General features: G+C 68.4%; 21 protein-coding genes. 12 read left to right on the top strand and 9 right to left on the bottom strand.

The features are described 5' to 3' along the window. Nucleotides 1-31: 31 nt before the first annotated feature. Nucleotides 32-1,720 carry an L-lactate permease gene (locus tag NF556_RS05400; RefSeq protein WP_252594465.1) on the bottom strand — a complete coding sequence of 563 codons (1,689 nt, stop codon included), beginning with the start codon at nucleotides 1,718-1,720 and terminating at the stop codon, nucleotides 32-34. 234 nt (nucleotides 1,721-1,954) lie between these two features. Here NF556_RS05400 and NF556_RS05395 point away from each other — a divergent pair, with 234 nt between their 5' ends. The 3 genes from NF556_RS05395 to NF556_RS05385 all read left to right on the top strand — a co-directional run bounded on the left by NF556_RS05395 (nucleotide 1,955) and on the right by NF556_RS05385 (nucleotide 5,168). Beyond that, nucleotides 1,955-2,698 (top strand): FadR/GntR family transcriptional regulator, encoded by a 744-nt coding sequence (locus NF556_RS05395; RefSeq protein ID WP_252594464.1) that lies wholly within the window; start codon nucleotides 1,955-1,957, stop codon nucleotides 2,696-2,698. Between the two features lie 99 nt (nucleotides 2,699-2,797). Next, the gene (locus tag NF556_RS05390) at nucleotides 2,798-4,570 is read left to right on the top strand and encodes an acetyl/propionyl/methylcrotonyl-CoA carboxylase subunit alpha (protein ID WP_252594463.1); all 1,773 of its coding nucleotides are present in this window, start codon (nucleotides 2,798-2,800) and stop codon (nucleotides 4,568-4,570) included. Nucleotides 4,571-4,760: 190 nt separating this feature from the next. Beyond that, entirely contained in the window at nucleotides 4,761-5,168 is a 408-nt protein-coding gene (locus NF556_RS05385; RefSeq protein WP_252594462.1) for a DUF2255 family protein, read from the top strand. Nucleotides 5,169-5,234: 66 nt separating this feature from the next. On the opposite strand, the gene NF556_RS05380 is transcribed toward NF556_RS05385, so the two are convergent. Then, nucleotides 5,235-6,233 carry a LacI family DNA-binding transcriptional regulator gene (locus tag NF556_RS05380; protein WP_252594461.1) on the bottom strand — a complete coding sequence of 333 codons (999 nt, stop codon included), beginning with the start codon at nucleotides 6,231-6,233 and terminating at the stop codon, nucleotides 5,235-5,237. A gap of 184 nt (nucleotides 6,234-6,417) precedes the next feature. On the opposite strand from NF556_RS05380, the gene NF556_RS05375 reads away from it, so the two are divergent. Genes NF556_RS05375 through NF556_RS05355 form a run of 4 tightly spaced genes read left to right on the top strand, consistent with a single transcriptional unit; the run spans nucleotide 6,418 to nucleotide 11,668 of the window. After that, on the top strand, nucleotides 6,418-8,079 hold the full coding sequence (locus NF556_RS05375) for an HAD family hydrolase (RefSeq protein ID WP_252594460.1): 1,662 nt from the start codon (nucleotides 6,418-6,420) through the stop codon (nucleotides 8,077-8,079). Further along, nucleotides 8,079-9,005, top strand: a complete 927-nt coding sequence (locus NF556_RS05370) for a DUF8171 family membrane protein (RefSeq protein ID WP_252594459.1) — start codon at nucleotides 8,079-8,081, stop codon at nucleotides 9,003-9,005. The genes NF556_RS05375 and NF556_RS05370 overlap by 1 nt, the downstream gene beginning before the upstream one ends. Nucleotides 9,006-9,014: 9 nt before the next feature. After that, nucleotides 9,015-10,844 carry an ABC transporter ATP-binding protein gene (locus NF556_RS21340; RefSeq protein ID WP_256829745.1) on the top strand — a complete coding sequence of 610 codons (1,830 nt, stop codon included), beginning with the start codon at nucleotides 9,015-9,017 and terminating at the stop codon, nucleotides 10,842-10,844. After that, entirely contained in the window at nucleotides 10,844-11,668 is an 825-nt protein-coding gene (locus NF556_RS05355; RefSeq protein WP_252594458.1) for an energy-coupling factor transporter transmembrane component T family protein, read from the top strand. The genes NF556_RS21340 and NF556_RS05355 overlap by 1 nt, the downstream gene beginning before the upstream one ends. Before the next feature lie 36 nt (nucleotides 11,669-11,704). Here the strand turns inward: NF556_RS05355 and NF556_RS05350 are convergent, their stop codons facing one another. Continuing rightward, nucleotides 11,705-12,724 carry an LLM class F420-dependent oxidoreductase gene (locus tag NF556_RS05350; RefSeq protein WP_252594457.1) on the bottom strand — a complete coding sequence of 340 codons (1,020 nt, stop codon included), beginning with the start codon at nucleotides 12,722-12,724 and terminating at the stop codon, nucleotides 11,705-11,707. Nucleotides 12,725-12,805: 81 nt separating this feature from the next. On the opposite strand from NF556_RS05350, the gene NF556_RS05345 reads away from it, so the two are divergent. Further along, complete coding sequence (locus NF556_RS05345; protein ID WP_252594456.1) at nucleotides 12,806-13,258, top strand: CoA-binding protein; 453 nt, start codon at nucleotides 12,806-12,808, stop codon at nucleotides 13,256-13,258. A 110-nt stretch (nucleotides 13,259-13,368) separates the two neighbouring features. On the opposite strand, the gene NF556_RS05340 is transcribed toward NF556_RS05345, so the two are convergent. The 5 genes from NF556_RS05340 to NF556_RS05320 all read right to left on the bottom strand — a co-directional run bounded on the left by NF556_RS05340 (nucleotide 13,369) and on the right by NF556_RS05320 (nucleotide 19,681). After that, nucleotides 13,369-14,631, bottom strand: coding sequence for a TRAP transporter large permease (locus tag NF556_RS05340; protein ID WP_252594455.1), 1,263 nt, complete (start codon nucleotides 14,629-14,631; stop codon nucleotides 13,369-13,371). Nucleotides 14,632-14,633: 2 nt separating this feature from the next. Then, the gene (locus NF556_RS05335) at nucleotides 14,634-15,179 is read right to left on the bottom strand and encodes a TRAP transporter small permease (protein ID WP_252594454.1); all 546 of its coding nucleotides are present in this window, start codon (nucleotides 15,177-15,179) and stop codon (nucleotides 14,634-14,636) included. Between the two features lie 86 nt (nucleotides 15,180-15,265). Further along, a complete protein-coding gene (locus tag NF556_RS05330; protein WP_252594453.1) occupies nucleotides 15,266-16,303 on the bottom strand; it encodes a DctP family TRAP transporter solute-binding subunit in 1,038 nt (345 codons plus the stop codon). Between the two features lie 61 nt (nucleotides 16,304-16,364). Then, nucleotides 16,365-18,161, bottom strand: coding sequence for a thiamine pyrophosphate-binding protein (locus tag NF556_RS05325; protein ID WP_252594452.1), 1,797 nt, complete (start codon nucleotides 18,159-18,161; stop codon nucleotides 16,365-16,367). Further along, a complete protein-coding gene (locus tag NF556_RS05320) occupies nucleotides 18,158-19,681 on the bottom strand; it encodes an aldehyde dehydrogenase family protein (RefSeq protein WP_252594451.1) in 1,524 nt (507 codons plus the stop codon). Before NF556_RS05320 ends, NF556_RS05325 begins: the two co-directional genes overlap by 4 nt. 100 nt (nucleotides 19,682-19,781) lie before the next feature. On the opposite strand from NF556_RS05320, the gene NF556_RS05315 reads away from it, so the two are divergent. From NF556_RS05315 to NF556_RS05305, 3 genes are read left to right on the top strand one after another with little or no spacing between them, the layout of a single operon-like run. Beyond that, nucleotides 19,782-20,588 carry an IclR family transcriptional regulator gene (locus tag NF556_RS05315; protein ID WP_252594450.1) on the top strand — a complete coding sequence of 269 codons (807 nt, stop codon included), beginning with the start codon at nucleotides 19,782-19,784 and terminating at the stop codon, nucleotides 20,586-20,588. A 51-nt stretch (nucleotides 20,589-20,639) separates the two neighbouring features. Continuing rightward, complete coding sequence (locus NF556_RS05310) at nucleotides 20,640-21,866, top strand: CaiB/BaiF CoA transferase family protein (protein WP_252594449.1); 1,227 nt, start codon at nucleotides 20,640-20,642, stop codon at nucleotides 21,864-21,866. Beyond that, a complete protein-coding gene (locus NF556_RS05305; RefSeq protein WP_252594448.1) occupies nucleotides 21,863-22,672 on the top strand; it encodes a citryl-CoA lyase in 810 nt (269 codons plus the stop codon). The genes NF556_RS05310 and NF556_RS05305 overlap by 4 nt, the downstream gene beginning before the upstream one ends. A 130-nt stretch (nucleotides 22,673-22,802) precedes the next feature. On the opposite strand, the gene NF556_RS05300 is transcribed toward NF556_RS05305, so the two are convergent. After that, complete coding sequence (locus NF556_RS05300) at nucleotides 22,803-23,786, bottom strand: ThuA domain-containing protein (RefSeq protein ID WP_252594447.1); 984 nt, start codon at nucleotides 23,784-23,786, stop codon at nucleotides 22,803-22,805. 252 nt (nucleotides 23,787-24,038) lie between these two features. Here NF556_RS05300 and NF556_RS05295 point away from each other — a divergent pair, with 252 nt between their 5' ends. Beyond that, nucleotides 24,039-26,720: an outer membrane protein assembly factor BamB family protein gene (locus tag NF556_RS05295; RefSeq protein WP_252594446.1), complete on the top strand. Its 2,682-nt coding sequence runs from the start codon at nucleotides 24,039-24,041 to the stop codon at nucleotides 26,718-26,720. Nucleotides 26,721-26,812 lie beyond the last annotated feature (92 nt).

Raw genomic sequence — 26,812 nt, 5'->3', positions numbered from 1 at the left:
AGGATGAGGGGTGCGGGGCTCTCGAGCCGGGTCATAGCGTCGGCACCATCCACGAGAGGACGGTGGACTGCAGTCCGACCAGCAGACACACGGCCGCCAGCATCCCCAGGCTCCACCAGATGACCTTGCGGAAGATGTCCGACTCGCGCCCGACCAGCCCCACGGCCGTTGCCGCGATCGTCAAGTTCTGCGGGCTGATCATCTTGCCGACCACGCCGCCGGAGGTGTTGGCCGCGACGAGCAGGGCCGGGTCGAGGCCCGCCTTTTCTGCGGCCGCCTGCTGCAGTGTCGCGAAGAGAGCGTTGGCGCTGGTGTCCGAGCCGGTGACCGCGGTGCCCAACCAGCCCAGGATGGGTGAGAAGAAGGCAAAGGCCGCACCGGTGCCGGCGATCCAGGCGCCGATCGTGATGGTCTGTCCGGACTGGTTCATGACATAGGCGAGGGCGAGCACGAAGCCCACCGTCAGGATCGCGAAGCGGAGCTTGACCAGCGTCTCGCGATAGACGCCGACCATGTCTGCTGCGGACATCTTGTAGACCAGGGCCACCACGATGCCCGCGATCAGCAACATCGTGCCGGGCGAGGAGAGCCACTGGAAGCCGTAGACAGTGCTCGTGGAGAGCTCGCCGGCCGCCGTGGAGATGTTGCCGTCCAGGCCCGGCCACGGGATCTTCACGTCGGTCGTGCTCAACCAGTCGCTCAACGGCCTCCACAACTTGGCCACGGAGAAGATGGCAACGACCAGGAGATAGGGGAAGAGCGCCAGGAAGACCCGGGCCGGGGTCAGCGCGACGCTGATGCGCTGCGCCGTGGCCACGCCACCACCGGAGGCACCGTCGGGTGTGACCGGGTCGGCGCTCTCGTGCTCGCGCTCCGCCTGCATCTTGGCCAACGCGTCCTGTCCACCCTGTGGCTTCCACACCTGCAGCATCAGGACCGCTGCGGCCAGGCCTGCCAAGGAGGCAACGATGTCAGTGAGCTCCACCGACAGCCAGTTCGAGGAGACGAACTGCGCCACCGCGAAGGCGCCGCCGACGGTCAGGGCCAGGGGCCAGAGCTGCTTCACGCCCCGCTTGCCATCCACGAGCAGCACCAGGAACAGCGGGACGAATAACGCCAGGAACGGGGCCTGCCGTCCGACGATGGCGCCAATGTGCTGATAGTCGATGCCGGTGAGGTTGCCGGCGGTGATGATCGGGATCGCGATCGCCCCGAAGGCCACGGGGGCAGTGTTGGCGATCAGGACCACGCTCGCGGCCCGCATCGCGGTGAACCCGACGGCCATCAGCATGACTCCCGTGATGGCGACCGGGGCTCCGAAGCCAGCCAGGGCCTCGAGCAGCCCGCCGAAACAGAAGGCGATGATGATCGCCTGCACCCGGGGGTCGTCAGAGATGGCGTCAATGACCAGACGCAGATCGTCGAAGCGACCGGACCGCACCGTGAGCTCATAGAGCCAGATGGCGTTGACCACAATCCACATGATCGGGAACAGTCCGAAGGCGAACCCCTGCGTGGCCGAGAGCCCGACCAGGTGGATCGGCATGCCATAGGCGGCGATGGCGACCAGAGCGGCAACGACGACAGCTGCGAGTCCGGCCCAGTGGGCCTTCCACCGCAGCGCCCCAAGCGTCACAAAGATGGTCACCAGTGGCAGGAGCGCCACGAGCGAGGACCACAACAGACTCCCTGCGATGGGCGCCAGATCAGGCGTGTACATATCGCCTCCAGGTGTGCGGACGGCTCTGCCGGGTGCTCATCGCCGTTGATGTTGAGTGTGAACTGCTAGTGGTCGATCACTTAGTGGTCTGACCACTAAGTCGAGAGTAGGGCCGGGGCCAGTGCGCCGTCAAGACCCTGGCGAAAAAAACTCAAGAGAAAAAACTTGGGGAAATCTCGTGTGCTACAACTACTCAGACCACTGCAGGACACGACCACCATGAGGTTGGACCACATGACGACAAGCGAGAAGGCGCCACAGTGGGGGCCGGTCACCCGCAACAGCACCCACGAGCTGGTCATCGAGGCGATCGAGGATCAGATCATGGCGGGCACACTGACCGTCGGCGACCCCCTCCCCTCTGAGCGCGATCTCGCCACCCGGCTGCAGGTCAGTCGCGCTGGGGTGCGTGAGGCGGTCCGTGTGCTGGAGAGCCACGGCGTGCTGCGCTCGAGCGTGGGCTCGGGCCGGGGCGCCGGCACCTTCATCGCAGCGATGCCGAGTGAGGCGCTCACCCGGCTGCTCCGCCTGCATGTCGAGCTCGCAAACTTCCGCATCGACGAGGTGGTGGAGGCACGCATCCTGCTGGAGCGCTCGAGCGCTGCGTTGGCGGCCGAGCGCGCCGCCGCCGCCGACCTCGATCCCGTGCGGACCCATCTGAGCGTGATGGACACCGAGGGGCTGAGCCGGGAGGCCTTCAACGACGCCGACACCGACTTCCACGTCGCCATCGCCCAGGCCGGGGACAACAGGTTGTTCGCCAACCTGACCGAGGCGATCCGCGCGTCGCTGCGCTCGCGTCACCTGGAAGCCTTCCGCAAGGTGGAGGACTGGGAAGGCATGGCCGCCACCCTGCGCAGCGAGCACCACGGCATCCTGCAGGCCATCACCGAGGGGCGCGGCGACCTGGCCGCCGACCTGGTGGAGGCGCACATCCGAGGGGCCGCCTCGGCCCTGCCCGACCTGATCACGCCCTGATCACGCCCTGACTCCGCGTCCCCGGCCGAGCGACACCCGAGGCGACCGTTGTCCGGGTCCGCCAGCACCCGGCATACGGCGTGGCATTAGTGTGACCCCATGCCGATCAGCAAGGTCCTTATCGCAAACCGCGGCGAGATCGCCGTCCGCATCGCCCGCGCCTGCAAGGACGCCGGTCTCGGGTCTGTGGCCGTCTATGCCGAGCCAGACCGTGATGCACTGCACGTCAAGGTGGCCGACGAGGCCTACGCGCTGGGCGGCAGCACCCCCGGGGACTCCTACCTGGTGCAGGAGAAACTGATCGAGGTCGCCAAAGAGGCCGGCGCCGACGCGGTGCACCCGGGCTACGGCTTCCTGGCCGAGAACGCGTCCTTCGCCCAGGCGGTCATCGACGCGGGGCTGACCTGGATCGGCCCCGGCCCCGAGGCGATCGACTCCCTCGGCGACAAGGTCAAGGCTCGCCACATCGCCACCACCGCTGGCGCCCCGCTCGTGCCCGGCACCAATGACCCCGTCGAGGACGCCGACGAGATCATCGCCTTTGCCAAGGAGCACGGCCTGCCGGTCGCGATCAAGGCGGCCTATGGAGGCGGCGGACGCGGGCTGAAGGTCGCCCGCACCATCGAGGAGATCCCCGAGCTGTTTGAGTCCGCTGTCCGCGAGGCCGTCTCTGCCTTCGGGCGCGGCGAGTGCTTCGTCGAGCGCTATCTGGACAAGCCGCGCCACGTGGAGACCCAGTGCCTGGCCGACCAGCACGGCAACGTCGTGGTCGTCTCCACCCGGGACTGCTCGCTGCAGCGCCGTCACCAGAAGCTGGTCGAGGAGGCCCCGGCACCGTTCCTGTCCGAGGAGCAGCGCGCCGAGCTGGACCGCGCCTCCAAGGCGATCCTGAAGGAAGCCGGCTATGTCGGGGCCGGCACCTGTGAGTATCTCGTCGGCCAGGACGGCACGATCTCCTTCCTCGAGGTCAACACCCGCCTGCAGGTCGAGCACCCGGTCACCGAGGAGGTCACCGGCATCGACCTGGTGCGCGAGCAGTTCCGCATCGCCGACGGCGAGGAGCTGGGCTATGACGCGACCGAGATCCGCGGCCACTCCTTCGAGTTCCGGATCAACGGCGAGGACCCGGGCCGAGGCTTCCTGCCCGCACCGGGCTCCGTGCTGACCTATCGCGTGCCCAGCGGCCCGGGCGTGCGCCTGGACTCCGGCGTCGAGGAGGGCGACGTGGTCGCTGGTGCCTTCGACTCGATGCTGGCCAAGCTGATCGTCACCGGCCGCGACCGTCAGGAGGCGCTGGCCCGGTCCCGCCGTGCGCTCGCCGAGTTCGTCGTCGAGGGCATGCCGACCGCACTCACCTTCCACCGGGCCGTCGTTGAGGACCCGGCGTTCGCCCCCGAGGACCCGGACACCCCGTTCACAGTGCACACCCGCTGGATGGAGACCGAGTTCGACAACCAGATCGAGCCCTACTCCGGCCCCAGCGCCGACACCGACACCGAGCCCGAGGAGCGCCAGAACCTGATCGTCGAGGTCGGCGGCAAGCGCCTCGAGGTCTCGCTGCCGGGCGGGTTGTCGCTCGGTGGTGGCAACGGCGCCGGTGCTCGCAAGAAGGCACCCAAGCGCTCCCGCTCCGGCGGTGGCGCCGCAGCCGCCTCCGGCGATGCGGTCACCGCTCCGATGCAGGGCACCATCGTCAAGATCGCCGTCGAGGAGGGCCAGCAGGTCGCCGAGGGCGAGCTGGTCGTGGTGCTCGAGGCGATGAAGATGGAGCAGCCGATCAACGCCCACAAGGCGGGAACAGTCACCGCGCTGTCGGCCGAGGTCGGTCAGACCGTCGGCAACGGCGCGGCCATCTGCGAGCTCAAGGACTGACCACTTTGTGCAGGGGTTAGCTGGTCCCCTGAGCGGCGAGACCGTGCACCCAAACAGGCAACGTGAGCAGACGTGGGGAAGCGCAGGCCGCTGACTTGCACGTTTGCTCGAACGGTTCTGACGTTGCCTGTTTGGATGTCCGCCAGGCCATGGGCGGGAATGCCGAGAGCGGCGCGACCGCTGCCCCAGCATGAGCTTTGACACTGCAGTTGACCTGTTCGATGAGGCCGACGTCGTCGCGATCGTGACCACTCGGGCCAACGGCTCGCCGATCGCGACCCCGATCTGGTCTGTCGTGGTGGACGGGGTGCCCTATCTGCGCTCCGCCTTCGGCCCGGACTCGTGGTGGTATCGCCACGTCCTCGCGGGCCGCCCCGCGGCCCTCGCGATGGGCGACGGCCACCTCGCTGAGCAGGACCGGGCCGCAGCCCTGGACCTGCCCCGCGAGCCAGTGAGCACCACCTACGTCCCAGGCGACGACCCCGTGCAGGCAGCGATCGACGCCGAGTTGACCCGCAAGTATCTCGCCGGGCCCTCCGTCGACGCGATGCTCAGCGCAGCAGCCATCGCCTGCACGCTGCGCGTCGAGCCCGTCTGAGCACACGCGACAGGGCAGTCCGACGCCCCGCCAAACACACCGGCTCGGCGGGTCCGAGTCCCCAAACTAGGTGGACCCACGCACGACGAGCCGTGGGGCGACCACCTCGTGGCGGGGCTCGACCCGGCCCTCGAGCCGCTCGACAACCAACCTGAGTGCCAGCCGCCCCATGTCGGCGCGCGGCTGGTCGACACTGGTGAGCCGCGGCCGCACGGTGCGCGCCAGCGTGCTGTTGTCATAGCCCACGACAGCGAGATCTCCAGGCACCCCCAGCCCCCGGTCGATGGCGGCGTCCAGCACCCGCGAGGCCCCCAGGTCGTTGGACGCGAAGACCGCGGTGGGCCCGGTCCCGTCGGCGCGGGCGGTGGCGCGCAGCAGGGTCGCGACCCCCTCGGTGACGTCGTCGGGCCCGACCACCACGATGTGCTCAGCCAGCCCACGGTCACGCATCGTTGTCGCATAGGCAGCCCGGCGCTGTTGTGCCGCAGGCCGGTTGGAGATCCCGAGATGCGCGATCCGCTCGTGCCCCAGACCCACCAGGTGCTCAACCGCCAACCGGGTGCCTGCGGCGTCGTCGTTGTTGATCGTGTCCAGCCCCGGGACCGCCACCGGCAGCCGCCCGACCACGACCAGCGGCGCCGCTCGCGCTGAGGCCTCCAGCAGGTCCGGTGGCAGCCACGAGCTGACCACGACCACCGCCGCGACTCCCAGCGCAAGCTGCCGATGCAGTTGTGCCACAAGGCGTTCCGTGCTGCGCATGCCGTGCGCCACCATCACGCTCAGACCCTGCTCCTGGGCGGCCTCCTCCAGCCCCAGCACGACGTCCGTGTGATAGCTGTTGCCCAGGTCGGTGATGAGCACACCGATCAGGTTCTCGCCCCCGCGCACCAGGTTGCGGGCCCACACGTTGGAGCGATAGCCGAGGTCCTCGGCGGCGTGCAGGATCCGGGCCCGCGTCGCCTCGCTCACCCCCGGCTCGGCCCGCAGCGCCAGGCTGACCAGCGACTTGGAGACACCGGCAGCAGCCGCCACATCGATGATCGTGGGACGGCGGGTGGGTGGCACCCGGCCAGCACAGCACACCCCGGCCGCCCGCAGGCGATCTTTCGGCCCCCGTTCCTGGAACGTTCCAGGCCGCAGCATGGAACGTTCCAGTGGCGTTCACTTCGGGACCGTCACGCGGCCACTCCCCCTCCCTAGCGTCGGTGGTGTTGGTTCCAGCCGCCCTCCCCGACAGGACCCCTGCCGTATGCCGAATGCTCCCGTCTCCCTGCCCGCGCCCCGTGGGATGCTGCTCGACTTTGGCGGGGTGATCATCGAGACCGCCAAGCGCCCGACCGGGCGTGCGGAGGTCGTCACCCACCTGGCGGGGCTCCTGGACCGGGCCGGCCAGCCGGTCCCGACGGACCAGTTGCGGGCCTCCCTGGACGCGGCGCTGACGGCGTTGAAGGCCTGGAAGAACGCCTCGAGCCGCAGGCCGGAGCCGCGCGAGCTCAGCCACCGGGAGATCGTGGGCGACTTCCTCGCCGCGGACCTGCCGGACGCGGCGCGGGCGATCCTGGTGGGCCACGCCCCGGAGATCCTGGAGGTGATGGGCGACCGGATCAGCGAGCACCACCTGCGCCCCGGGATCCCGGAGCTGCTCTCGGAGTGTGCGGCCCGTGGCATCCCGATCGGCATCGTCAGCAACGCCCACAGCGGTCGCCATCACCGGCGGATCCTGGACGACCTCGGTCTGGGCCACCGGTTCGCCGTGCAGGTCTATTCCGACGAGGTCGGGATCCGCAAGCCCCACCCCGGGATGATCGACCTGGCGGCCCAGGCGCTCGGCCTGACGCCGGCCGACTGCTGGTATGTCGGCGACACCCAGGACCGCGACGTGGTCGTCGGTCGCCGCGCCGGAGTGGCTGCCGTCCTGGTCACCAGGACCCGGCACACCGACAACCCGCCGTTCGCGGTCACCGCCCAGGCGGACGGGACGTTCGCCACCCCGGAGGGTGTGCTCGCCACCCTGCGGGCCAGCAGGGAGACTGCCGTGCGCCAACCAGCACCGTCCCGCCCCTCCAGGACCGGGCGCGGCGCGCCGCCGACTGCCCTCCTCCTGGACCACGGCGGCGTCGTCTCCACGTCGCAGAGTGACCCGGACGCAGCGGCCGTCCTGGGCGCCCACCTCTCCGATCTGCTCAGCACCGGCGGGCTCGAGCTGAGCCCCGAGACCGCGACGACCATGGTCCGGGACGGCGTGGCGAGCTATCGGGCCACCAAGCACCTGCTGGACGGGGCCCAGGAGGTGCCGCAGCCCGGGCCAGCCGTCCTCTGGGCCGACCACGTTGGCGCCGACGCTCCCGAGCGGGTCCGCGCCGTCCTGCGCGCCCACGCCCACGACCTGATGCACCGGTGGTACACCGTCAAGGCCGAGCACACCCTCCGCCAGGGCATGAAGGCACTGCTGGAGTGGTGCCGCGACCAGGGCATCCCCGTCGTGCTCGTCTCCAACACGGTCAGCGGGCGCGGCGTGCGCGAGCGCCTGGTCGGTCACGGGCTGGAGCCACTGATCAGTGGCTATGTCTTCTCCGACGAGGTGGGCCGCCGCAAGCCCGATGTCGCCCTGATCCGTGAGGCCCTGTCGATGGTCGACGCCCCGGCGAGCGCCAGTTGGTTCCTGGGCGACCAGGCTCGCACCGACGGCGTCGCCGCGCACATCGCTGGCATCGGCCGCCGCGTGCTGACCCGCGGTGGCAAGGGCAGCAACGAGACGCTGCAACGCGCCCTCGACACCGGCCTGGTCACCGACCTCATTGACTCCCCCGCCGACCTCATCCCCCTGCTGACCGCCACCCTCGACCACCCACCGCACGCCACGGCATACCCCACTCCCGAGCACACCCCTGACACGCAAAGGACTGCCTGATGAGCACCACCCACACCCCCGAGAGCCAGCAGCGCCGCGGCGCCCTGCGCGGCACCGTCGACTCCGTCCGCACCTATGAGCTGTCCACGCCGCAGAAGCTGATGATCTTCGTGCTGTCCATGTCACTGTTTGGGCTGGCGAACATCATCCTGGAGGTCATCCCTGACGTGACCCTGGGGCCGGTCGACATCTCGGTCTCCTACATGGTCTTCGTGCCGCTGGTCGTCGCGGCGCTGTTCAGTCCGCTCTGGGCCGCCCTCGGCGCGCCGCTCGGCGAGATCATCTTCACCGACCTGCTGATGGGCGACTTCTCCGGGCTCGCCGAGCTCGAGGGCTACATCCAGATGTTCCTGGCGATCTATATCGCCGGCTCGATGGTGCGCAACCCGCGCAACCGCGCCCAGATCTTCACTGCCGCAGTCATGGTCGTGGTGATCGACAAGCTGCTCTCGGCCGCCGTCGACCTGAGCAAGGTGTGGATCGGCGTGGAGGACGCGGAGTATGTCGAGGGGTTGCCTGAGTCGGTCCTGGCCCTGGAGACCATCGGTTTCGGCGTGGACATCGTGATGAGCGGCATCCTGCTCGGCGCCATCCCGGCCATGTGGCTGATCCCCCAACTGCACGGCAAGATCGAGCCCCTGATGGGCCTGCGCCCCCGTGTGCCCGGTGAGCCGATCCCCGGCAACGCACCGAAGAACGCGACCTTCGTGGCCGCCTTCGTCCTGCTGGCCCTGGCCTCGTTCGGTCTGGCCTTCATGGAGGCCTTCGACCTGGCACCCGGCGCCTGGGAGCCCGACTTCCTCGACCGGTTCGGCGACAACTTCATCTGGGTCGGTGCCGGCGCGGTCCTGGTGGTCCTGATCGTCTCCGTCGTCCTGTTCCGCGCCAGCCAGCGGACCACCGAACGACGCACCCCACGCGGCTGAGGACCCCGTATGCCGACGCCCGCCATCGAGGTCCGTGACCTCTCCTTCCGCTATCCCGGTGCGGACCACGACACCCTGCACGACCTGAACCTGACCATTGAGCAGGGCGACTTCGTGGCGGTCGTCGGCGGCAACGGCTCGGGCAAGACCACCTTGTGCAAGACCTTCAACGGCCTGGTCCCGCACTTTTGGAATGGCGACTTCTATGGCCAGGTCCGCGTCGATGGACAGGACACCTGGGAGAGCACCGTCGGGGAGCTGTCCACGCAGGTCGGCTACGTCTATCAGGACTTCCAGAACCAGTTGGTCCGCCCGACCGTGCGCGACGAGATCTCGTTCGGCCCGATCAACTTCGGTCTGGCCGACCACGCCGAGCGCTCCCGTGAGGCGATGGAGCTGCTCGGCATCAGCGAGCTCTCCGACCGGTTTGTCTGGCAGCTCTCTGGAGGTCAGGCCCACCTGACGGCGTTGGCGTCGGTGCTGGCACTGCGCCCGCGCACCATCGTGGTGGACGAGCCCGCAGCCGAGCTGGACCCCGCCCGGGCCCGTGCTGTCTATGAGCAGCTGGCCCGGCTCAACACCGAGCAGGGCATCACGATCGTCACCATCGAGCACCACCCGGAGTTCATCGCCGAGTTCGCCCGATCGGTGGTCCTCGTGGCCGGCGGCGCACCCGTGTGGCACCTGCCGGTCCGGGAGGCGATGACCCGCTCGTCCGACCTTGCGGCACACGGCATCCCGGCTCCGTCCGTGGTGCGCGCCGCGACTCTCCTGGGGATCCCCGAGACACCCCTGACGGTGACCGAGGCCGCAGCGGCGATCCGACGTCACCGGGTGCTCGACACCTCCGCCGGTCCCGCAGCCACCCCGACCGAGCGCACGGTGTTGCCCAAAATCACCCCCACCGAGCGCACGGTGTTGCCCAAAGTCACCCCCACCGAGCGCGTGGTTGCCCGGCTGGACCGCGTCACCCACGGTTATCGCAGCGTCAGTGGGCGGCTCAACCCGGTGCTGCGGGATCTCTCGCTGGAGCTGCACGAGGGCGAGCGCGTCGCTCTGGTCGGCAGCAACGGCGCCGGCAAGACGACCCTGCTGAAGCTGCTCACCGGGCTGATCGTGCCGCGCTCGGGCGAGGTCGAGATCGAGGGTCACAACACCCGCGACCACTCGGCCGTCCGGATGGCCGACCGGGTGGCCTATCTCTATCAGCACCCCCAGGAGATGTTCCTGCAGGACAGCCTGCGCAAGGACGTGGGCATGTTCCCGATCGGGCGCAAGCTGCCCGGCGCGGCTGAGACCGTCGAGCAGGTGCTCGCCCAGGTGCGGCTGAGCGAGCACGCCGAGGCGGACGGTCGGTCGCTCTCGGGCGGGCAGCAGCGGCGCGGCAGCCTGGCCATCGGGCTCGCGATGCGCCCCCACCTGTTGCTCCTCGACGAGCCGACCTCCAGCCTGGACATCAGCAGCCGCGACGACATGATCGCCACCCTCGCGGCGCTGTCCGGGTCGCTGCGCTGCGCCGTCGTCGCCAGCCACGACATGCAACTCGTCGCCAGTTGGGCCACCCGGGTCATCGTGCTCGATCAGGGGCAGGTGCTGGCCGACCTCAGCCCGCGCGACCTGTTCTCCCAGCCCGACATCGTCGCCCGCGCCCGGCTCGTGCCGCCGCAGATCACCCAGTTGGGCACCGCTCTCGGCCTGCGGCCGGCGCCGCTGGACGTCGAGGAGTTCGTGGCGCGGTGCACCCCGCACGACGCCCCGTCGCAGACCCAGCCCCCCGCGGACCGGACGGCCGCCGACCTGGCGGACGCTCGGCATACTCCCGCTGTGGTGAGCGGCTGATGGCCCGCCAGCAGCGTGACGTGCTGTCCGTCGAGTGGATCAAGCTCGAGCTGCTCCGCACGGCCTACAGCACCCGTGGCGGACTGTTCTCCAGGATGGATCCACGCATCGTCCTGTTCTGGTATGCCGTGCTGGCCGTCGTGCCGTGGCTGACCCACAACATCACGGTGCTCGCCGGGCTCTTCCTGCTCGGCATCGTCGCGGTCATCCTGGCGCGCGTCGGGCCCCTCATCCTGGGCCTGTTCGTGATCGGGCTCGGCTTCGATGTGATCTACACCTTCGCCGCGGCCCTGCTGTTCGGTGGCAACCTGGACACCCTGGCCGCGCTGATGACCCTCAACCTCAAACTCGGCGCCGTGTCGATGGCGAGCATGGCGGCCTTCGTCTCCCTCGACCCGGAGAAGCTCTCCGACGCGCTGCTCTCGCTGCGGGCGCCGGCGCTGCTGTGCTTCGGCGTCTCCTATGGCTACCGGATGCTGCCGATCCTGGTGGAGGAGTACACCACCGTCTTCGACGGCTACCGCCTGCGGTCCGCGCCGCCCCAGCACCCGGGCATCCTGGGCTGGCGGGTGGTGGTGCACTGGGTGAGCATGGCGGTGCGGGCGTTCTATCCGATCATGCTCAACACCGCCGCCTCGGTGCGCACCACCGTCGAGGCCCTGGAGACGCGCGGGTTCACCTATGCCACGCAGCACCCCGACGGGCGACGGATCCGCCTGGCCTATCTGCGGGTCGGTGTCCTCGACGTCGCGGTGATGGCCGTCACCGCGGTCCTGGTGTGGGCGGTCTTCACCGCTGGCGCCACCTGGCCCCTGCACCGCTGAGGCTGCGGCTGCGGCTGCGGCTGAGGCCAGCCCAGCTCACCCGGCGAGTGCGGGGATGACCTCGGACTCGAAGAGCTCGATACCGGAGGTGTCCCAGGCCGCTTCGGCGAAGTAGTGGATGGAGTAGCCCAGGCCCGCATCACGCAGGGTGCCCATCTTCTCCACGATCTGCTCCGGGGTGCCGACAGCAGGCTGCTTGCGCATGCTTGCCACGGCGGCGTCGGCCTTGTCCTCAGACTGCCCGGTGATGATCAGGTGGTTGCGCAGCCAGGCCAGACGCTCCTCGACCTCGGCCTCGTCCCGACCGATGGCGGTGTTGTAGTTGGAGCTGCGCACGATGCTGTCGACGTCGCGACCGATGTCCTTGCAGTGGCCGGCGAGCACCTCGGACTTGTGCGTGAAGCCCTCGAGGTCACCGGAGAAGTTGGTGTAGTCGGCATACTCCGCGGCGATGCGCAGCGTCTTCTTCTCGCCACCACCGGCGATCCACATCGGGATCCCGTTGGCCTCCGAGCCCGGCAGGCTGGTGCCCTGCAGCGGTCGCGGGTGCACCAGGGCACCGTCGACCTGATAGTGCTCTCCGTCGAGGGTGGCCGAGCCCGTCGTCCAGGCCTGCCGGAAGATCTCGACGCCCTCACGCAGCCGCGCCAGGCGCTCACCCGCCCGCGGGAAGCCGTAGCCGTAGGCACGCCACTCGTGCTCATACCAGCCCGCCCCGATGCCCATCTCTGTGCGGCCACCACTGACGATGTCGACCGTCGCGGCAACCTTGGCCAGATAGGCCGGGTTGCGATAGCTCATGCACGTGCACATCTGCCCGAGGCGCACGCGCGAAGTGACAGCTCCGATGGCTGCCATGAGGGTCCAGGCCTCATGGCACGGGTCCTGCGAGGGCTCTGGCGTGGTGTGGAAGTGGTCATAGACCCAGAGCGACTCCCACTCGGGGTGCTCGTCCGCGCGGACCGCGAGGTCCCGCATCGTCTGCCACTGGTCGGCCGGCTCGATTCCGTGCAGGTCCATCCGCCAGCCCTGGGGCACAAAGATTCCGAAGCGCATGGACCCAACGTATGCCGGTGGTTTCGTCGGTGCCCACCCGGGGCGTGTGCATTGGCTGGCCTGACGCGCGATACTGGGGGTATGACCGAGACACGTCGACTGCACCGCAACGACGACAGCGTCATCACCCGGCTGCTGCACACGTCGGCAACCTGGGCGGTGGTGGGGTTGTCGGCCAATACCTCCCGCACTGCCTACGGCGTCGCCAGGTTCCTGCAGGAGACACTCGGCCACCGCGTCATCCCGGTGCACCCGCGCGCTGAGGCCACGCTCGGCGAGAAGGCCTACGCCTCGCTGTCCGACATCCCCGACGGCACGACCGTCGACGTGGTCGACTGCTTCGTGAACTCCCAGCGCGTCGGCGCCGTCGTCGACGAGGCGATCGAGCAGGCCGAGCGCCTGGGCATCACCGCCCTGTGGCTCCAGCTCGGCGTGATCGACGAGGACGCCGCCCAGCGGGCCAAGGACGCCGGGCTCAGCGTCGTGATGGACACCTGCCCCAAGATCGAATACTCCACCCCCAACGGCTTCTGACGGAGCGCGCCAGCGCCTGAGAAACGGACCCACCGAGCGCGCCAGCGCCTGAGACAAAGGTCCACCGAGCGCAGCGCCACTCAAGGATCGAGTTGGCCGGTCGCGCAGACCTACAACTCAGGAGTCCAGATCAGGCCGGGGAAGAACACCAGCAGGATCACGACGCTGACCAGTGGCACCATGAAGGGGAGCAACCCCCGGAACACCTCACGCACGGGGATCTTGGTGACCGAGCTCAGCACGAAGGCGACCGGACCCACTGGCGGTGTCAGCAGACCGATCATCAGCGTGAGGACCACGATCACGCCAAAGTGGATGGGGTCGATCCCGAAGGTCTTGGCGACCGGCAACAGGATGGGAACGCTCAGCACCAGGGCCGACGTCGGCTCCATGATCGCGCCGAGCACGATCAGCAGGCCCACCGCCAGGAGCAGGAAGACCGTCGGACTGTCCGTGAGCCCGGTCATCCACTGGGCGATCGCACTCGGGACCTGCTCCTTGGCCAGGATCCATCCGAGCAGGGAGGTGGCTCCGATGATCACCATGATGGCTGCCGAGGTCACGGCCGCGTTGCGCAGCACCGGCGCTAGGTCACGGACCCTGAGCGTGCGATAGCCGAACCCGAGGACCAACATGTAGACACAGCCAGCAGCAGCCGCCTCAGTCGGCGTGAAGAAGCCACCCAGGATGCCGCCGATGACCAGGACCGGTGTCAGCAGACCGGCCACGGCTCGCTTGCCGGTCGCGAGCACGACCTGCCAGCGGAAGGCCTGGGTCTTCAGGAAGGTCTGGCGACGCGCCCAGAACCAGACGTAGATCACCAGACCGAGAGCGATGAGGAAAGCGGGCAGGACCGACGCCGCAAACAGGGCCCCGGTGGAGACACCCGCGACCGACGCGAAGACGACCGCGGGAATGCTCGGTGGCATGACGGGCGAGATGAGGCTCGAGGCGCCGGTGAGCCCCACTGCGAACCGTGCTGGGTAGCCCTCCCTCTGCATCGCTGGAACCTGGACCGAGCCGAGTCCGGCCGCGTCCGCCAGGGCCGAGCCACTCATCCAGGAGAACCCGACACTGGAACCGATGTTGACGTAGGCCAGTCCGCCGCGCACCCGGCCGAGCAGAGCCAGTGCAAAGTCAAAGAGCCGGTCCGCGATGCCGGCGTGGTTGGCGATCACGCCGAGCAGGACGAAGAGCGGGACGGCCAACAGGGGCCAGCTGTCCACGCCGTTGATCGCCGTGCGCAGACCGAGCTCCAGGGAGGACCCGGTCGTCACGAGATAGACCACGGAGGGTCCGAGGATCGCGAAGGCAACCGGCACCCGGAGCAACAGCAGGACCACCACGGCCACCGCGAGAAGGATCATGGCCATCTCTAGAGAACTCCTTCTGGAAGCTGCTGTTCATCGGACTGATCCTCTGGCGAGCGCCCGACGATGGCGAACCAGGTGGCTGTGAGTGCGATCAGGACCAGCCCGACCACCGGCCCGGCATACACGATCACCAGGGGCACGCCGGAAGCTGGCGCCGAGCCCAGGAAGGGTGCCGTGAGCAGGCCCCACCCTGCCCACACGAGCCCCCAGCAGGAGACGGCGATGAGGCCGTCAGTGATCCGGGTCATGATGCGCTCGCCCCGGGGTGTCAACCACTGCTCGATGACGTCGACCTTGAGGTGCCCGTCGGTGCGCAGCAGATGGGCGGCCAGGATGAAGGTCAACCAGACCATGGCGTACTTGGCAAACTCCCCTGACCACACCCAACTGCCCCCCGTGGTGACCCGCTGGACGACCTGGATCGAGACCAGCACCAGGATCACACCGAGGCAGATGGCACCGACGGTCTGCTCTGCGAGGTCAAGGACGCGGACCAACCTGCGCGGCAGGGTGCGCGCGCCGGAAGCCGTAGGGGTAGGTGCGGTCATTCATCGCTCCTCACGGTTGAGTGTCGGGGGCAAACTCGCTCCCGCCGCAGGAGGGTCTCAGGGACCCTCCCGCGGCGGGAGAGTGGTCAGGCCTGGTCGCGGATCGTCTGGTAGAGCTCGAGCTTCTCGCCGTCGAGCTCACTGGTGAAGAACTCCTCGGCCTTGGTCCGGAAGGCCTCGACGTCCGGCTCGACGATCTCCATCGTGCCCTCGGCCTCCCACTGCTCGACCAGCTCGTTCTCTGCGTCCTCGATGCAGCCGCGGTTGGTGTCGCGGACCTCCTGGAAGACGGACTGCAGGGTCTCCTGCTGGTCACCGTCCAGGGACTGCCACTTCTCCTCGTTCATCACGATCATGTGGATGCCAACCATGTGGCCGGTGAGGTTGAGGTGGGACTGGACTTCGGGCAGGGCCAGCGAGTCGATCGTGGGGATCGGGTTCTCCTGACCATCGACGACTCCCTGCTGCAGGGAGATGTAGACCTCCTCGAACGCGACGGAGGTCGGGGATGCACCGAGCGCCTCGGCGTTCTGCAGGAACTGTGGGGTGTCGGGGAACCGCATCCGCAGGCCGTCGAAGTCTTCCGGGGTGTTGAGCGGCGTGTTCGACGTGAAGTGCCGCATGCCGAAATACCACGGGGCGAGGATCCGCGCTCCGCTGCCCTCGATGATCTGCTCACCCAGCTCAACACCCGCATCGGACTCGAAGAAGCTGAACAGGTGGTCCGCGTCGTCGAAGGCGTAGGCCGCGTCGAGCACACCCACCGGCTCGAACGTCGCGGAGATCTCGGACGGCCCCTGGATGTCAATGTCGATGTCGCCGGAGACCACGGACGCGAACCTCTCGGCGTGACCCCCGAGGGTGCTGTCCGGGAAGATCTCGATCTCCAGGCCGACGTCGGCGCCCTCGACCTGCTCCTTGACGAGCTCGGCGCCGCACGTCTGGTGCGGGTGGTTGGTTGCATAACTGTGCGCGAGCGACAGGGTGACGGTCTCCCCGCCACCTCCGTCGCCTCCTGCCTCGCCGGATGTCTCGCCGGCTTCGCTGTCGCCCGAGCATGCCGTCAGGGCCAGCGCCACGATGCTGAGCCCGGCAATGCCGCGCAGGTGCGTGGAACACTTCATTGTGATCACTCCTTGTGGGGTGGGTCGGTGGCGGGGCTGAGGTCAGCCCGCCCCCTGCGGTTCAGGCGAAGTCGCCTCGGTAGATGTCCTTGATGTTCCAGTGCCCCGGGGTGGGGACCGGCTCGTTCACCATCGGCACGTCGATCACGGCCGGACGGCGGTTCTTCAGGGCGCTCTCTAGGTGCTTCTGCAGGTCCTCCGGTTGTTCGACGCGATAGCCATCCAGCCCGCAGGAGATGCCCAGGGCTGCGAAGTCGGGTGAGTAGGGCTGACCCTCCCGGTCACGGAAATCGCACCCATAGCTGCGGCCGTAGCTCGAGCTCTGCAGATCCGAGATCGTCCCGTGGGAGGCGTTGTTCATCACGACGAAGATCACCGGCAGGGCGCGCTCGGCCGCTGTCGGCAGGGCCGCCAGCTGTGCACTCAGACCGCCGTCACCGATCAGGGCAACCACCGGCCGGTCCGGAGACGCAACCTGCACGCCGAGGGCCGCAGCCGGTCCGAACCCCATCGTGGAGGAGCCGCCCGGCGTGATGAAACGTCCCTCCGCGGGCAACTCATAGCACTGTGCGATGCCGTTCTTGTTCCACCCGACGTCGGTGACCAGGACCGTGTTGGCCGGGACCGCAGCCCGCAGGTCGGCCAGGATGCGCTGGGGTCGCAACGGCATCTGGTCGGAGTCAGCCGCACTGGTGATCCGGGAGAACACCTCGGCCCGGCTGTCAGCGATCTGCGCCCGCAGCTCGGGACGGTCGCGTCCGTCGGGAGCGACGTCGGTCAGGGCGGCCGCCACGGCTGCGAGCGTCTGCGTCGCGTCGGCCACCACCCCGAGCTCGACGGGATAGTTGCGCCCGATCTCGGCCGGGTCGAGGTCGATCTGGATCAGTCGGCTCGGCGGGAAGGACCAGGTCGACTCACCGTCCCACGAGCTCGCGTCGGTCTCGGCGAACCGGGTGCCGACGGCGAGGACCAGGTCCGCATCACGGGTGAGCTGGTTGGTCAGCTCCGCACCCCAGAACCCGGGCATACCGGCCACCAGCGGGTGGCTGTCGGCGATGGCGCCCTTGGCCATGAGGGAGTGGATGATCGGTATGTCGAGGTGCTCAGCCACCGACAGCACTGCGCCTCTGCCGTCGGCTGAGTTGACCCCACCACCGATGTAGAGGACGGGGTTGGTTGCTGCGGCCAGGTTCTCTGCGATGCGACGACCCACCCCTTCCGGGACGGCCTGCGCGGGCGGCGGTGGAGGCAGTGCGGGGACGTCGCCAGCCACCTCCCGGGAGAACATGTCCATCGGGACGCTCACCAGCGTGGCACCCGGGCGCCCGGTGGTGGAGGTCCAGAAGGCACGCTCGACGAATCGGGAGAGGTCCTCGACGCGGTGAACGGTCCAGGCACGTTTCACGAAGGGGCGGTAGATCGCGCTCTGATCGCCGTCGTTGTGGAGGTTGACCTCCTGGTGCGGGTGCCGACCGAGATAGTAGGAAGGAATGTCACCGCTGATCACCACGAGCGGCACCGAATCCATGGCCGCGCTGGCCACCCCGGTCACGGCGTTCATCATGCCGGGCCCGACGTGGGTCAGCACGACCCCGGGCTTGCCCGACTCGCGGGCATAGCCGTCGGCCGCGTGCGCGGCCGTCTGCTCGTGCCGGAAGGTGATGAAGTCGATGGAGCTCTCGGCGAGGGCGTCGAGGAAGGCGATGTTGGTGTGGCCGCAGAGTCCGAAGATGAACTCCACGCCATAGTCCTCGAGCTGCCGCACCAGCAGGTGCGCCCCGGTCGTTCCCGTGCCCGGTGTGTTCGGAGCGTTCGTCGCCTCCGTCGTCGGGCTGTTGGAACTGACGTCGACGGTCATGAGGTCTCCTGCTCGTTGCGGTGTGGGGTGGCGCTGGACGCGGACTCGCTCCAGAGGCTGATGCCACGCAGGTGCAGAGTCGAGGTCGTCATGAAGTCCTCGATCATGAAGGCGGGCGACTCACGGCCGATCCCCGAGTCCTTGACCCCGCCGAAGGGGATGTGGTCGAGGCGGTGGTTGGACGGGCCGTTGATCACCAGTGCACCGACCTCGAGGCGACGCCACAGGTCAAAGACGGTGCCCACATCGTGCGTGAACAGTCCGGCCTGCAAGCCATAGCGGCTCTCGTTGCACTCCTGGACGACGGCGTCCAGGTCGTCATAGCCGAGCACGACGACGGCCGGGCCGAAGATCTCCTCACGGACAACCTTGGCACTCGCGGGAGGGTCGAGGACGACGGCCGGTGTGACGGTGGCGTTGGTCCGCACTCCCCCGGTCGGCACGGTCCCACCCTCGGTCTGTGCCTCCTGCACCCAGCTCGCGACGCGGACTGCCGCATCGTCATCCACCATGGAGCCGACCTCGGTGGCTGGATCCAACGGGTCGCCGACCACGAGGGCATTGACGTGCTCGGTGAACGCCGCCACGAACTCGTCGAACCTGGAACGGTGCACATAGACGCGTTGGACCGAGATGCAGGACTGCCCTGAGTTGCTGTAGCCGGTGCGCGCACAGGCAGCCGCCGCCTGGGCGACGTCGGCGTCGACGTGGACGATGGTGGCGGCGTTGCCCCCGAGCTCCAGCACGGTGCGCTTGGGCCCGGCCGCCCGGGCCACGGCCGCTCCCGCTGCCGCCGACCCGGTGAAGGCCACCGCACCGATGCCCGGCGCCTCGCACAGCTGGGCACCGATGTCGGCGCCGCCGTGCAACAACTGCAGAGCCTCGGGTGGCACGCCGGCATCCAGTGCGATCTCGACCACGATGGCGGTGGACGCCGGCGCCTGGGGCGGCGACTTGATGATCGTCGAGTTGCCGGCCGCGAAAGACGCAGCGAGCTTGTGCGCCAACAGGTTTGCGGGTGCGTTGAATGGCGTGATCGCCAGGACGACGCCGACCGGCGTGCTGCGGGTCAGGACGGTGCTGCCGCGCCCCAGCGGCCATCCCTCGACCGGGAGCACGCTGCCGCCGAGCCGCCGGGTCTCTGCAGCCGCGATGCGGAAGGTTGCGGCGACCCGCAGGGCCTCACCGCGGCCGTCGCGCACCGGCTTGCCGAGCTCGAGCGCGAGGCGCTCGGCGATCTGCTCGGACCGCTCGTCGGTCAGGTCAGCGGCCCGCTCCAGGACATCAGCCCGGTCCGAGGGCGACATGGTGGCCACGGCAGAGCGACCGGCTGTTGCTGCGTCCACCGCCTCGTCCACCAGAGCCGCATCTGCCTGCGACGTGACCGTCACCACGCGCCGGTGATACGGGCCGTGGCGCTCAGCCGTCTGCGCTGTGTCCTGCCAGTTGCCACGCACGAAGCAGCGCACCAGGAACGGCTCCTGCTCTGTGCGCTCCCCGGTCTCGGTTAGAACGACCATCGAACCCTCTCAAACCACTAGGCGGATCATCTGGACCATTGTGTGGACTGATGTTAACGTATCCAGCGTCAGCCAAAACCGCAAGGGGTGAATTGATCCGATGAGCGAGAACCCAGACCACGTGGTCGACCTGGAGGTCGACCAGAGCGCGAGTCACCAGACCGTGCGCAGCGTCACGCGCGCCCTGGACATCATGGGCCAGTTCACCAACGGCTCGAACCGGCCGCGGAGCATCTCCGAGATCGTGGAGGCCAGCGGGCTGGCCAAGACGACAGTGCTCCGATTGCTCTTCACGCTGGAGACCGAGGGCCTGCTGGCCTCGACCAGCAGGGGATACGTCCCCGGCCCGGGCTTGTGGCGCTGGGCCTTCGCAGCCAACCAGGCCTGGGAGCTGCCCCCGCAGGCACGCGAGGTGATGAAGGAACTTGTCGCGGCCGAGCAGGAGACGGTCAATCTGTATATCCGGCGCGGACGCACCCGCATCTGCGTGGCGCAGGAAGAGAGCCCCCTGCCGCTGCGGCACGTAGTGCGCATCGGCGACCAGCTGCCCCTCACCTCGGGTGCCTCCTCCAAGATCCTGCTCAGCCAGTCGGACCCGAGCATCGTGGAGAGCCTGTATGCCGAGGCGCACCCCGGCGCGCCGACCCTGGAGAGCCTGTTGGCCGACATCGAGCAGGTCCGCACGCTCGGCTTTGCGGTGAGCCACGGGGAGCGCGAGCAGGGACTGTCTGCGGTGGGCGCCCCGGTCCGGTCCGCTCACGGTCAGGTGGTGGCCGCGCTGACCTTCAGCGGACCCACCGTGCGGTTCACCGACGACCGGGTCCCCGGACTGGCCAGCACGCTTGCTGACGCGGCCGAGGCGATGAGCAAGCTCGGGATCGATCACCCCCTGCGCGCGAACACCTGACCCGCCGCCTGCCCCCTCGTCCCACCCGACCACCTCGGAGGTCCATCGCTCATGGCTCGCCCACTTGACGGCATACGTGTCCTCGACCTGACCAACGTCCTCGCCGGACCCTATTGCACCTATCACCTCGCCCTGCTGGGGGCCGAGGTCATCAAGGTGGAGCAGCCCGGCAGCGGCGACCTGGCCAGATCCCTGGGGGCCGATGCCACGCTGAACGGGCAGGGCCTCGGCGTGTCGTTTCTCGCGCAGAACGCCGGCAAGAAATCGGTGGAGCTGAACCTGAAGGACCCGGACGACAAGTCAGTGTTCCTGGGCCTGGTCGCGCGCTCCGATGTCGTGGTCGAGAACTTCCGGCCCGGGGTGATGTCTCGCCTGGGCCTGGGGGCCGACGAACTGCGGGCCAGGAACCCGAGCCTCGTGTATTGCGCTGTCTCCGGCTTTGGGCAGGACGGCCCGCTCAGCCAGCGGCCGGCCTACGACCAGATCATCCAGGGCCTCTCCGGCATCATGAGCATCACCGGCACGACCGAGACCGCCCCCCTGCGGGTCGGCTTCCCGATCGCTGACTCCGTGGGCGGCATGATGGCGGCCCTCGCCATCTGCGCCTCCCTGGCCCCCCGGGACGCCGATGGCAACCGGGTCGGTGCCACGCTGGACGTCTCCATGCTGGAGGCCTCGCTGTCGACCATGGGGTGGGCCGTGAGCAACTTCCTCGGCGCCGGGATCGAGCCCAGCCCGCTGGGCAACCAGAACTTCACCGCCGCACCGTCCGGCACGTTCGACGCCGCCGACGGTCCACTCAACATCTCCGCCAACCAGCAGCAACAATTCGTGTCCCTGTGTGAGGCGATTGGCCAGCCCGAGCTGGTGGAGGACCCCCGGTTCACCGAGCGCGAGGCCCGCAAGGAAAACCGCGTCGCGCTCAACGCTGCCGTGAACGCCGGACTGGCCGCCCGGACAGCTGCGGAGTGGGAGGAGACCCTCAACGGGATCGGCGTCCCGGCAGCACGGATCCTCTCCGTCCCCGGCGCCCTGTCCCTGCCACAGCTGGCCGTGCGTGACTTCCTGCACGACCTCGACTTCCCGGGGCACCCCGATCGAGTGCTCACCGTGATGAGCAATGGCGTCCTGTTCGACGGGGAGAGCCTGGGACCCCGGTCCGCACCGCCCATCCTGGGCGAACACAACGACGCCCTCCTCGAGTGGAGCGGCTCCGCGACCGTCAACCCACCGACCGACCCAGACCGCACCCTGAAGACCTCGGAGCAGGTCCAGTGAACGAGGTCGACCCCACCGGCGCGGTCGCCGGGTGGTGGGCAACAGACATCAGCAACATCGCGCCCGGCAGCATCTCGTTGCGCGGCAACCCCATCGGAGACCTGCTGCGGGAGCACAGCTTCACCGAGGTCGTCTGGATGCTTGTCTCCGGCACCTTCCCCACCCCGGGACAGCACCGGTTGCTCGAGGCGGCACTGGTCGCTTCGGTGGACCACGGCCCACAGGCGCCCTCCATCGCCTCGGCACGGATGGCCGCGACCTGCGGTGTGGGCCTGAACAGTGCCGTCGCCAACGGCATCAATGTGCTTGGCGACGTGCACGGAGGAGCCGGTCAGCAGTGCGTGGAGCTGCTCAACGAGATCGTCGAGGAGCACGAGGGGTCCGGCGAGGACCTCCTGGCCGTGACCAGGTCTGTGGTGCAGCGGTGGCAGGCACGCTCCCGCTATCTGCCCGGATTCGGGCACCGGTTCCACCCTGTGGACCCACGACGGGAGCCGATCCTGGAGTTGCTGCGGGAGGCGCGCAGCACAAACGACATCCGTGGCCTGCACGTGGACGCCGGACTGGCGGTCGAGAGCATTCTCAACGAGGGCCGCACCACGCCGGTGCCCATCAATGTCGATGGGGTCACCGCGATGATCTATGGCGAGCTCGGCGTCCCCCCGGAGCTCGCCCGGGGCCTGTTCGTGCTCGGCCGGTCTGCTGGCATCCTGGCCCACGCCTGGGAGCAGACCCAGCAGGGCGGCCGCATCAAGGGGCCCATCCCGCCGAGCATCCTGCCGACCTACACCGGCCCCGCCTCCTGACAGACCGAGCTGCCCCTGACCGAGCTGTCCCTGACTGGGCGGCCGTCTGACAGAGCGTGCGGCCCCCGACAGACCGATGGGCGGGGCCCTGCGGTGATCGCAGGGCCCCGCCCAGGCCTTCTGGCGGTGATCAGGACTGGCAGAACGACTTCACACCGATGGCGCTCAGGGTGCCGTTGACCACGTGGTCCTTAAAGTACTCGCTGCCCTCGAACTCCGCGTCGGTCCAGGTGTTCACATCGTGTCCCAACGTGGTGAGCCAGGACTTGCCACCGTCGTAGTAGTGGCACCAGCTGACCGGGTGATTGTCACCGTGACCCGGGTGGCCGGAGTCCCGCCCTGGGTCGCTGGTCTCCGCGTCAACCTTGGCGAGGACGTTGACATAGCTGGGGAAGGGAACCAGGTTGTACCACTCGTCCTTGTATCCCCACTCGCGGGGAAGGTTCTCGGTGGAGACGTCCTTGCGGTTCACCGTCTCGACGGTGCCCTCGCGGTTGGGGCCGTGATCGTAGAAGTTCGCGCCACCCAGCAGACCCTCGTACCACGGCCAGTTGTATTCGGCACCGAAGGCATTATGGATGCCGACAAAGCCGCCACCACCACGCACAAACTTTTTCAGTGAGTTCTGCGCCGCGTCGTCATAGGCATCGCGGTTGGCGCTGAGTGCGATCACCCCGTTGTAACCACCGAGCCGGGACAGTTGGCCGACATCCTCGGTCCAACTCACCTCGACGCCCTCGGCCTCAAGCCATTCCTTGAGGTTCGCCTGGGCGACGTTGGACTCGTTCAGGGGCGGATTCAACCCGGGGTCGAGGCGATCCCCGAGGTGGGCGTGCCGCGGACCCGGAGTGTGGCTGTAGATCAGGACGCTTGGTGTCTCGCCCTCGCTCCAACCATTGCCCCAGTCGTTGTAGAGGCTCGCATCTGTGCCGCGCTCGACACCGTAGTCGCTGATGCCATCGGTGTAGATGGCGGCCTTGACGCCATTCGGACCGCCGTTTCCATTGCCATTGCCGTTGCCATTCCCGTTGTTTCCCGTCAGCACAGCGCCGCCGCTCGCGCCGAGAATCAGGGTGGCCACAACGGCCGGAATGCTGAGCGATTTCAGTTTCATGCCCATTCCTCAATTCCACTAGGTGGACCATGTAGGCCACTCGATGGACCGAAACCGTAACAGGGGGTGAGCGTCGAGACAAGAGGCCCTGCGCCACTGAAGGGGTTGCCAGCGAGCCGGCTCACCGTTACGGTGGCAAACCATCAGTCGGTTCCATTGGTCCATTAGGTGGACCACCGATTGCGCGCCTGCGGGCTCGTGGGCGAGACGGGCGAACGTCTGCCCGTCGTTCCAACCAAGGAGATATCGGCAATGCGCATACCTCTGACCAAGAGGCAGACGACGGTGGTGTTCGGGACGGTGTTGGCGCTCTCGCTGGCCACCTACCCCGCCACGGGCCTCGGAGCTCCCCCCGAAAACGCCCCACCCGACGCAGTGTCGGCCGTGGAACCGACAACAGCAGATATGCCCAACGTTGGGGGCAATCTGGGAAATCAGCACTATTCGGGTCTGACCCAGATCAACCAGCAGAATCTCAAGAAGCTCGGGCCGGCCTGGCAGACCCACGTCTCAGCGGTCGCTCCAGCCTCGGACGACACCGGGCAGCAGACGACACCGATCGCCATCGACGGCGTCATCTACACCGACACCCCCAGCGGTGGCGTGATCGCGGTCGACGGCAAGACCGGCGAGGCCGAGTGGAAGTGGGAGCCGGAAGACTTCGACACGTCGGGCACGCGCCGCGGGGTGTCCGCCGGCGACGGCAGGGTCTACACACTGGCCAGCGGCAACCGGGCTGTCGCACTCGACCAGGAGACCGGTGAACAAGCGTGGGTCGCGCAGGTCGAGGGGCCCAATGGCGAGAACCTCGGTCGCGTGGACCGCGTCGCAACGGTCTATCACGACGGCATCGTCTATGCGCACGCAGCAAACGGCGACCGGGCCGCGGTGGTCGCCCTCGATGCGGACGACGGCTCGCACCTCTGGCACTTCTTCGGGGGCCCCAACCGCGGGACGGTCTTCACCGATGTCAACGGCAACTCCGTCGATGCCGGTGCCACGTGGGGCCCGATCCTGGCGGACGGGACCGACTGCGCCCTCGAGGGTGGCTCCACCCCGTGGATGCACGGCTCGGTCGACCCCGAACTCGGCATGTACTACATGACGTTCGGCAACGCCCGCAGCTGCACCAGCTCCCAGGACGGCTCTGATCGGCCGGGCGACAACCTGTTCTCGACCACCCTCGTGGCGGTGGACATGACCACCGGTGACTACAAGTGGCACTACCAGTCGATTCGCCACGATGTCTGGGACATGGACAACGTCCACCCGCCGACCTTGGCTGACATCGAGGTCGACGGCGCGACGCGCAAGGTCCTCTTCTACGGCACCAAGTCGGGCCACCAGTTCGTGCTCGACCGCACCAACGGCACGTCAGTGCTCCCCGTGATCGAGAAGGAGATGATCACCGACTCCCGCCAGCACCACTCAGAGACCCAGCCGTTCCCCGAGGAGCGGCTGCTCCCCGAGTGCCTGGTCTGGGAGAAGCTCGACGCGGACAACATCCCGGGCGACCCGTGGCGGGCCGTGCCCAACTACAACGGCTACCAGCCCGACGAGGACGGCAACCTGGTCTTCAACCCGGACAGCTATGTCAAGGCGGACGAGCCGTTCCTCACCTACCCCGAGGGGCAGGACCACCGCCAGGGCTGCATGTATGACCCGCAGTGGGACCTGCCGATCCTGTCGACCACCAGCCAGAACGGTGGCGGCGACTGGTCGAACCAGTCCTACAGCCACAGCACCAACATGGTCTACTTCCCCTACGGCACCAACCCGGTCGCCCACTGGAACGGCGCCAGCGCAAACGGTCAGCGCGCGATCGGCCAGTACCAGACCGGCGGCATCCTCGCCTACGACGCCTCAACCGGCGAGCAGACGTGGACCAACCACCTGGGCACCGACATGTCACACGGTCAGGGCCCCCTGACGACCGCCAGCGATCTCCTCTTCGCCGGCCAGATCGATGGTCGGCTGCTCGCACTGGACGCCACCGACGGTGACGTCCTGTGGGAGTTCCAGACCGGCTCGGGCATCGCGTCGGCGCCGATCACCTACGAGGTCGGCGGCGAGCAGTATGTCGCCGTGATGGCTGCGGGAGCCACCAACCCCTACGGCGGCTCCGTCACGCAGGGCGACTCTCTGTGGGCCTTCAAGCTCGGCGGTGACTACACGACTGCCTCAGGCAGCCAGGAGGGTCCGAACACTGCTCCGCTCAGCATCCGCCGTCCGGTCCAGGGTGATGCCGTCGAGGGATCCGAGGTGGACAACACCGTCCTCCTCGCGCGCTCGGACCGGTCCGACTCCGCGTCCTCGCAGGACAGCACATCCCAGGCCGGCATGGACCCCACCCACCTGCGGGTGGAGGTGGGCTCCACGGTGACCTTCCTGAACCCGGGCGCCGAGACCTTCCCGAACTTCCCGAACCAGCTGGAGCACTGCGCGACGCAGTTCTTCGAGGGAGAGTTCAACCCACGGTTGCAGCCGGGCGAGTCCTACGAGCACACCTTCGACCGGGCCGGGGACTACTTCTTCAACGACTGCACCGACCCGCGCCCCGTCGGCAAGATCGAGGTGTATCTCGAGCCGACGGACCAGCCGGGAGCCCTGCGGTTCCCCTCCTCGACGCTGCGGCTCGGATCCGGGACGGGTCAGTTCACCGGGGTGCACGGCACGGTGACGGCGATGTTCGACGTGCCGGCCGGCTACCACTACGACGGTGGGGCGCAGTTGCAGACGCCGCTGTCCGAGACACCCGTCGAGGCAGCAAACGTCCGGGGCGCCGGCAAGAAGCTCGTCGTCCAGTTCGACAAGGCGGCGCTGGACAACAACGTCCCTGAGGGTGACGTCGAGCTCACGTTGTCAGCCAACTTCATCCACGATGGAGAGCAGAAGCAACTGACGTCGACCGCGACGGTGCGGGTGATCAAGTAGCAGCGCGGTCGCCCCTGCCGCCTCCAGCGCGCAGGGGCGACCGGCAGCACAACACGAGGGCGTCCACCCGGTTGGGTGGACGCCCTCGTGTC

Source organism: Ornithinimicrobium faecis (assembly GCF_023923225.1).
Taxonomy (GTDB): Bacteria; Actinomycetota; Actinomycetes; order Actinomycetales; family Dermatophilaceae; genus Ornithinicoccus; species Ornithinicoccus faecis.
Note: the sequence above shows the minus strand (reverse complement) of the source record. Positions and strands in the feature narration are given on the sequence as shown.

What these genes read in the sequence shown, in the direction of transcription:
- NF556_RS05400 (WP_252594465.1), bottom strand. Translation starts at nt 1,720, where the DNA reads ATGTACACGCCTGATCTGGCGCCCATCGCAGGGAGTCTGTTGTGGTCC.
- NF556_RS05395 (WP_252594464.1), top strand. Translation starts at nt 1,955, where the DNA reads ATGACGACAAGCGAGAAGGCGCCACAGTGGGGGCCGGTCACCCGCAAC.
- NF556_RS05390 (WP_252594463.1), top strand. Translation starts at nt 2,798, where the DNA reads ATGCCGATCAGCAAGGTCCTTATCGCAAACCGCGGCGAGATCGCCGTC.
- NF556_RS05385 (WP_252594462.1), top strand. Translation starts at nt 4,761, where the DNA reads ATGAGCTTTGACACTGCAGTTGACCTGTTCGATGAGGCCGACGTCGTC.
- NF556_RS05375 (WP_252594460.1), top strand. Translation starts at nt 6,418, where the DNA reads ATGCCGAATGCTCCCGTCTCCCTGCCCGCGCCCCGTGGGATGCTGCTC.
- NF556_RS05370 (WP_252594459.1), top strand. Translation starts at nt 8,079, where the DNA reads ATGAGCACCACCCACACCCCCGAGAGCCAGCAGCGCCGCGGCGCCCTG.
- NF556_RS21340 (WP_256829745.1), top strand. Translation starts at nt 9,015, where the DNA reads ATGCCGACGCCCGCCATCGAGGTCCGTGACCTCTCCTTCCGCTATCCC.
- NF556_RS05355 (WP_252594458.1), top strand. Translation starts at nt 10,844, where the DNA reads ATGGCCCGCCAGCAGCGTGACGTGCTGTCCGTCGAGTGGATCAAGCTC.
- NF556_RS05350 (WP_252594457.1), bottom strand. Translation starts at nt 12,724, where the DNA reads ATGCGCTTCGGAATCTTTGTGCCCCAGGGCTGGCGGATGGACCTGCAC.
- NF556_RS05345 (WP_252594456.1), top strand. Translation starts at nt 12,806, where the DNA reads ATGACCGAGACACGTCGACTGCACCGCAACGACGACAGCGTCATCACC.
- NF556_RS05340 (WP_252594455.1), bottom strand. Translation starts at nt 14,631, where the DNA reads ATGGCCATGATCCTTCTCGCGGTGGCCGTGGTGGTCCTGCTGTTGCTC.
- NF556_RS05335 (WP_252594454.1), bottom strand. Translation starts at nt 15,179, where the DNA reads ATGACCGCACCTACCCCTACGGCTTCCGGCGCGCGCACCCTGCCGCGC.
- NF556_RS05330 (WP_252594453.1), bottom strand. Translation starts at nt 16,303, where the DNA reads ATGAAGTGTTCCACGCACCTGCGCGGCATTGCCGGGCTCAGCATCGTG.
- NF556_RS05325 (WP_252594452.1), bottom strand. Translation starts at nt 18,161, where the DNA reads ATGACCGTCGACGTCAGTTCCAACAGCCCGACGACGGAGGCGACGAAC.
- NF556_RS05320 (WP_252594451.1), bottom strand. Translation starts at nt 19,681, where the DNA reads ATGGTCGTTCTAACCGAGACCGGGGAGCGCACAGAGCAGGAGCCGTTC.
- NF556_RS05315 (WP_252594450.1), top strand. Translation starts at nt 19,782, where the DNA reads ATGAGCGAGAACCCAGACCACGTGGTCGACCTGGAGGTCGACCAGAGC.
- NF556_RS05310 (WP_252594449.1), top strand. Translation starts at nt 20,640, where the DNA reads ATGGCTCGCCCACTTGACGGCATACGTGTCCTCGACCTGACCAACGTC.
- NF556_RS05300 (WP_252594447.1), bottom strand. Translation starts at nt 23,786, where the DNA reads ATGAAACTGAAATCGCTCAGCATTCCGGCCGTTGTGGCCACCCTGATT.
- NF556_RS05295 (WP_252594446.1), top strand. Translation starts at nt 24,039, where the DNA reads ATGCGCATACCTCTGACCAAGAGGCAGACGACGGTGGTGTTCGGGACG.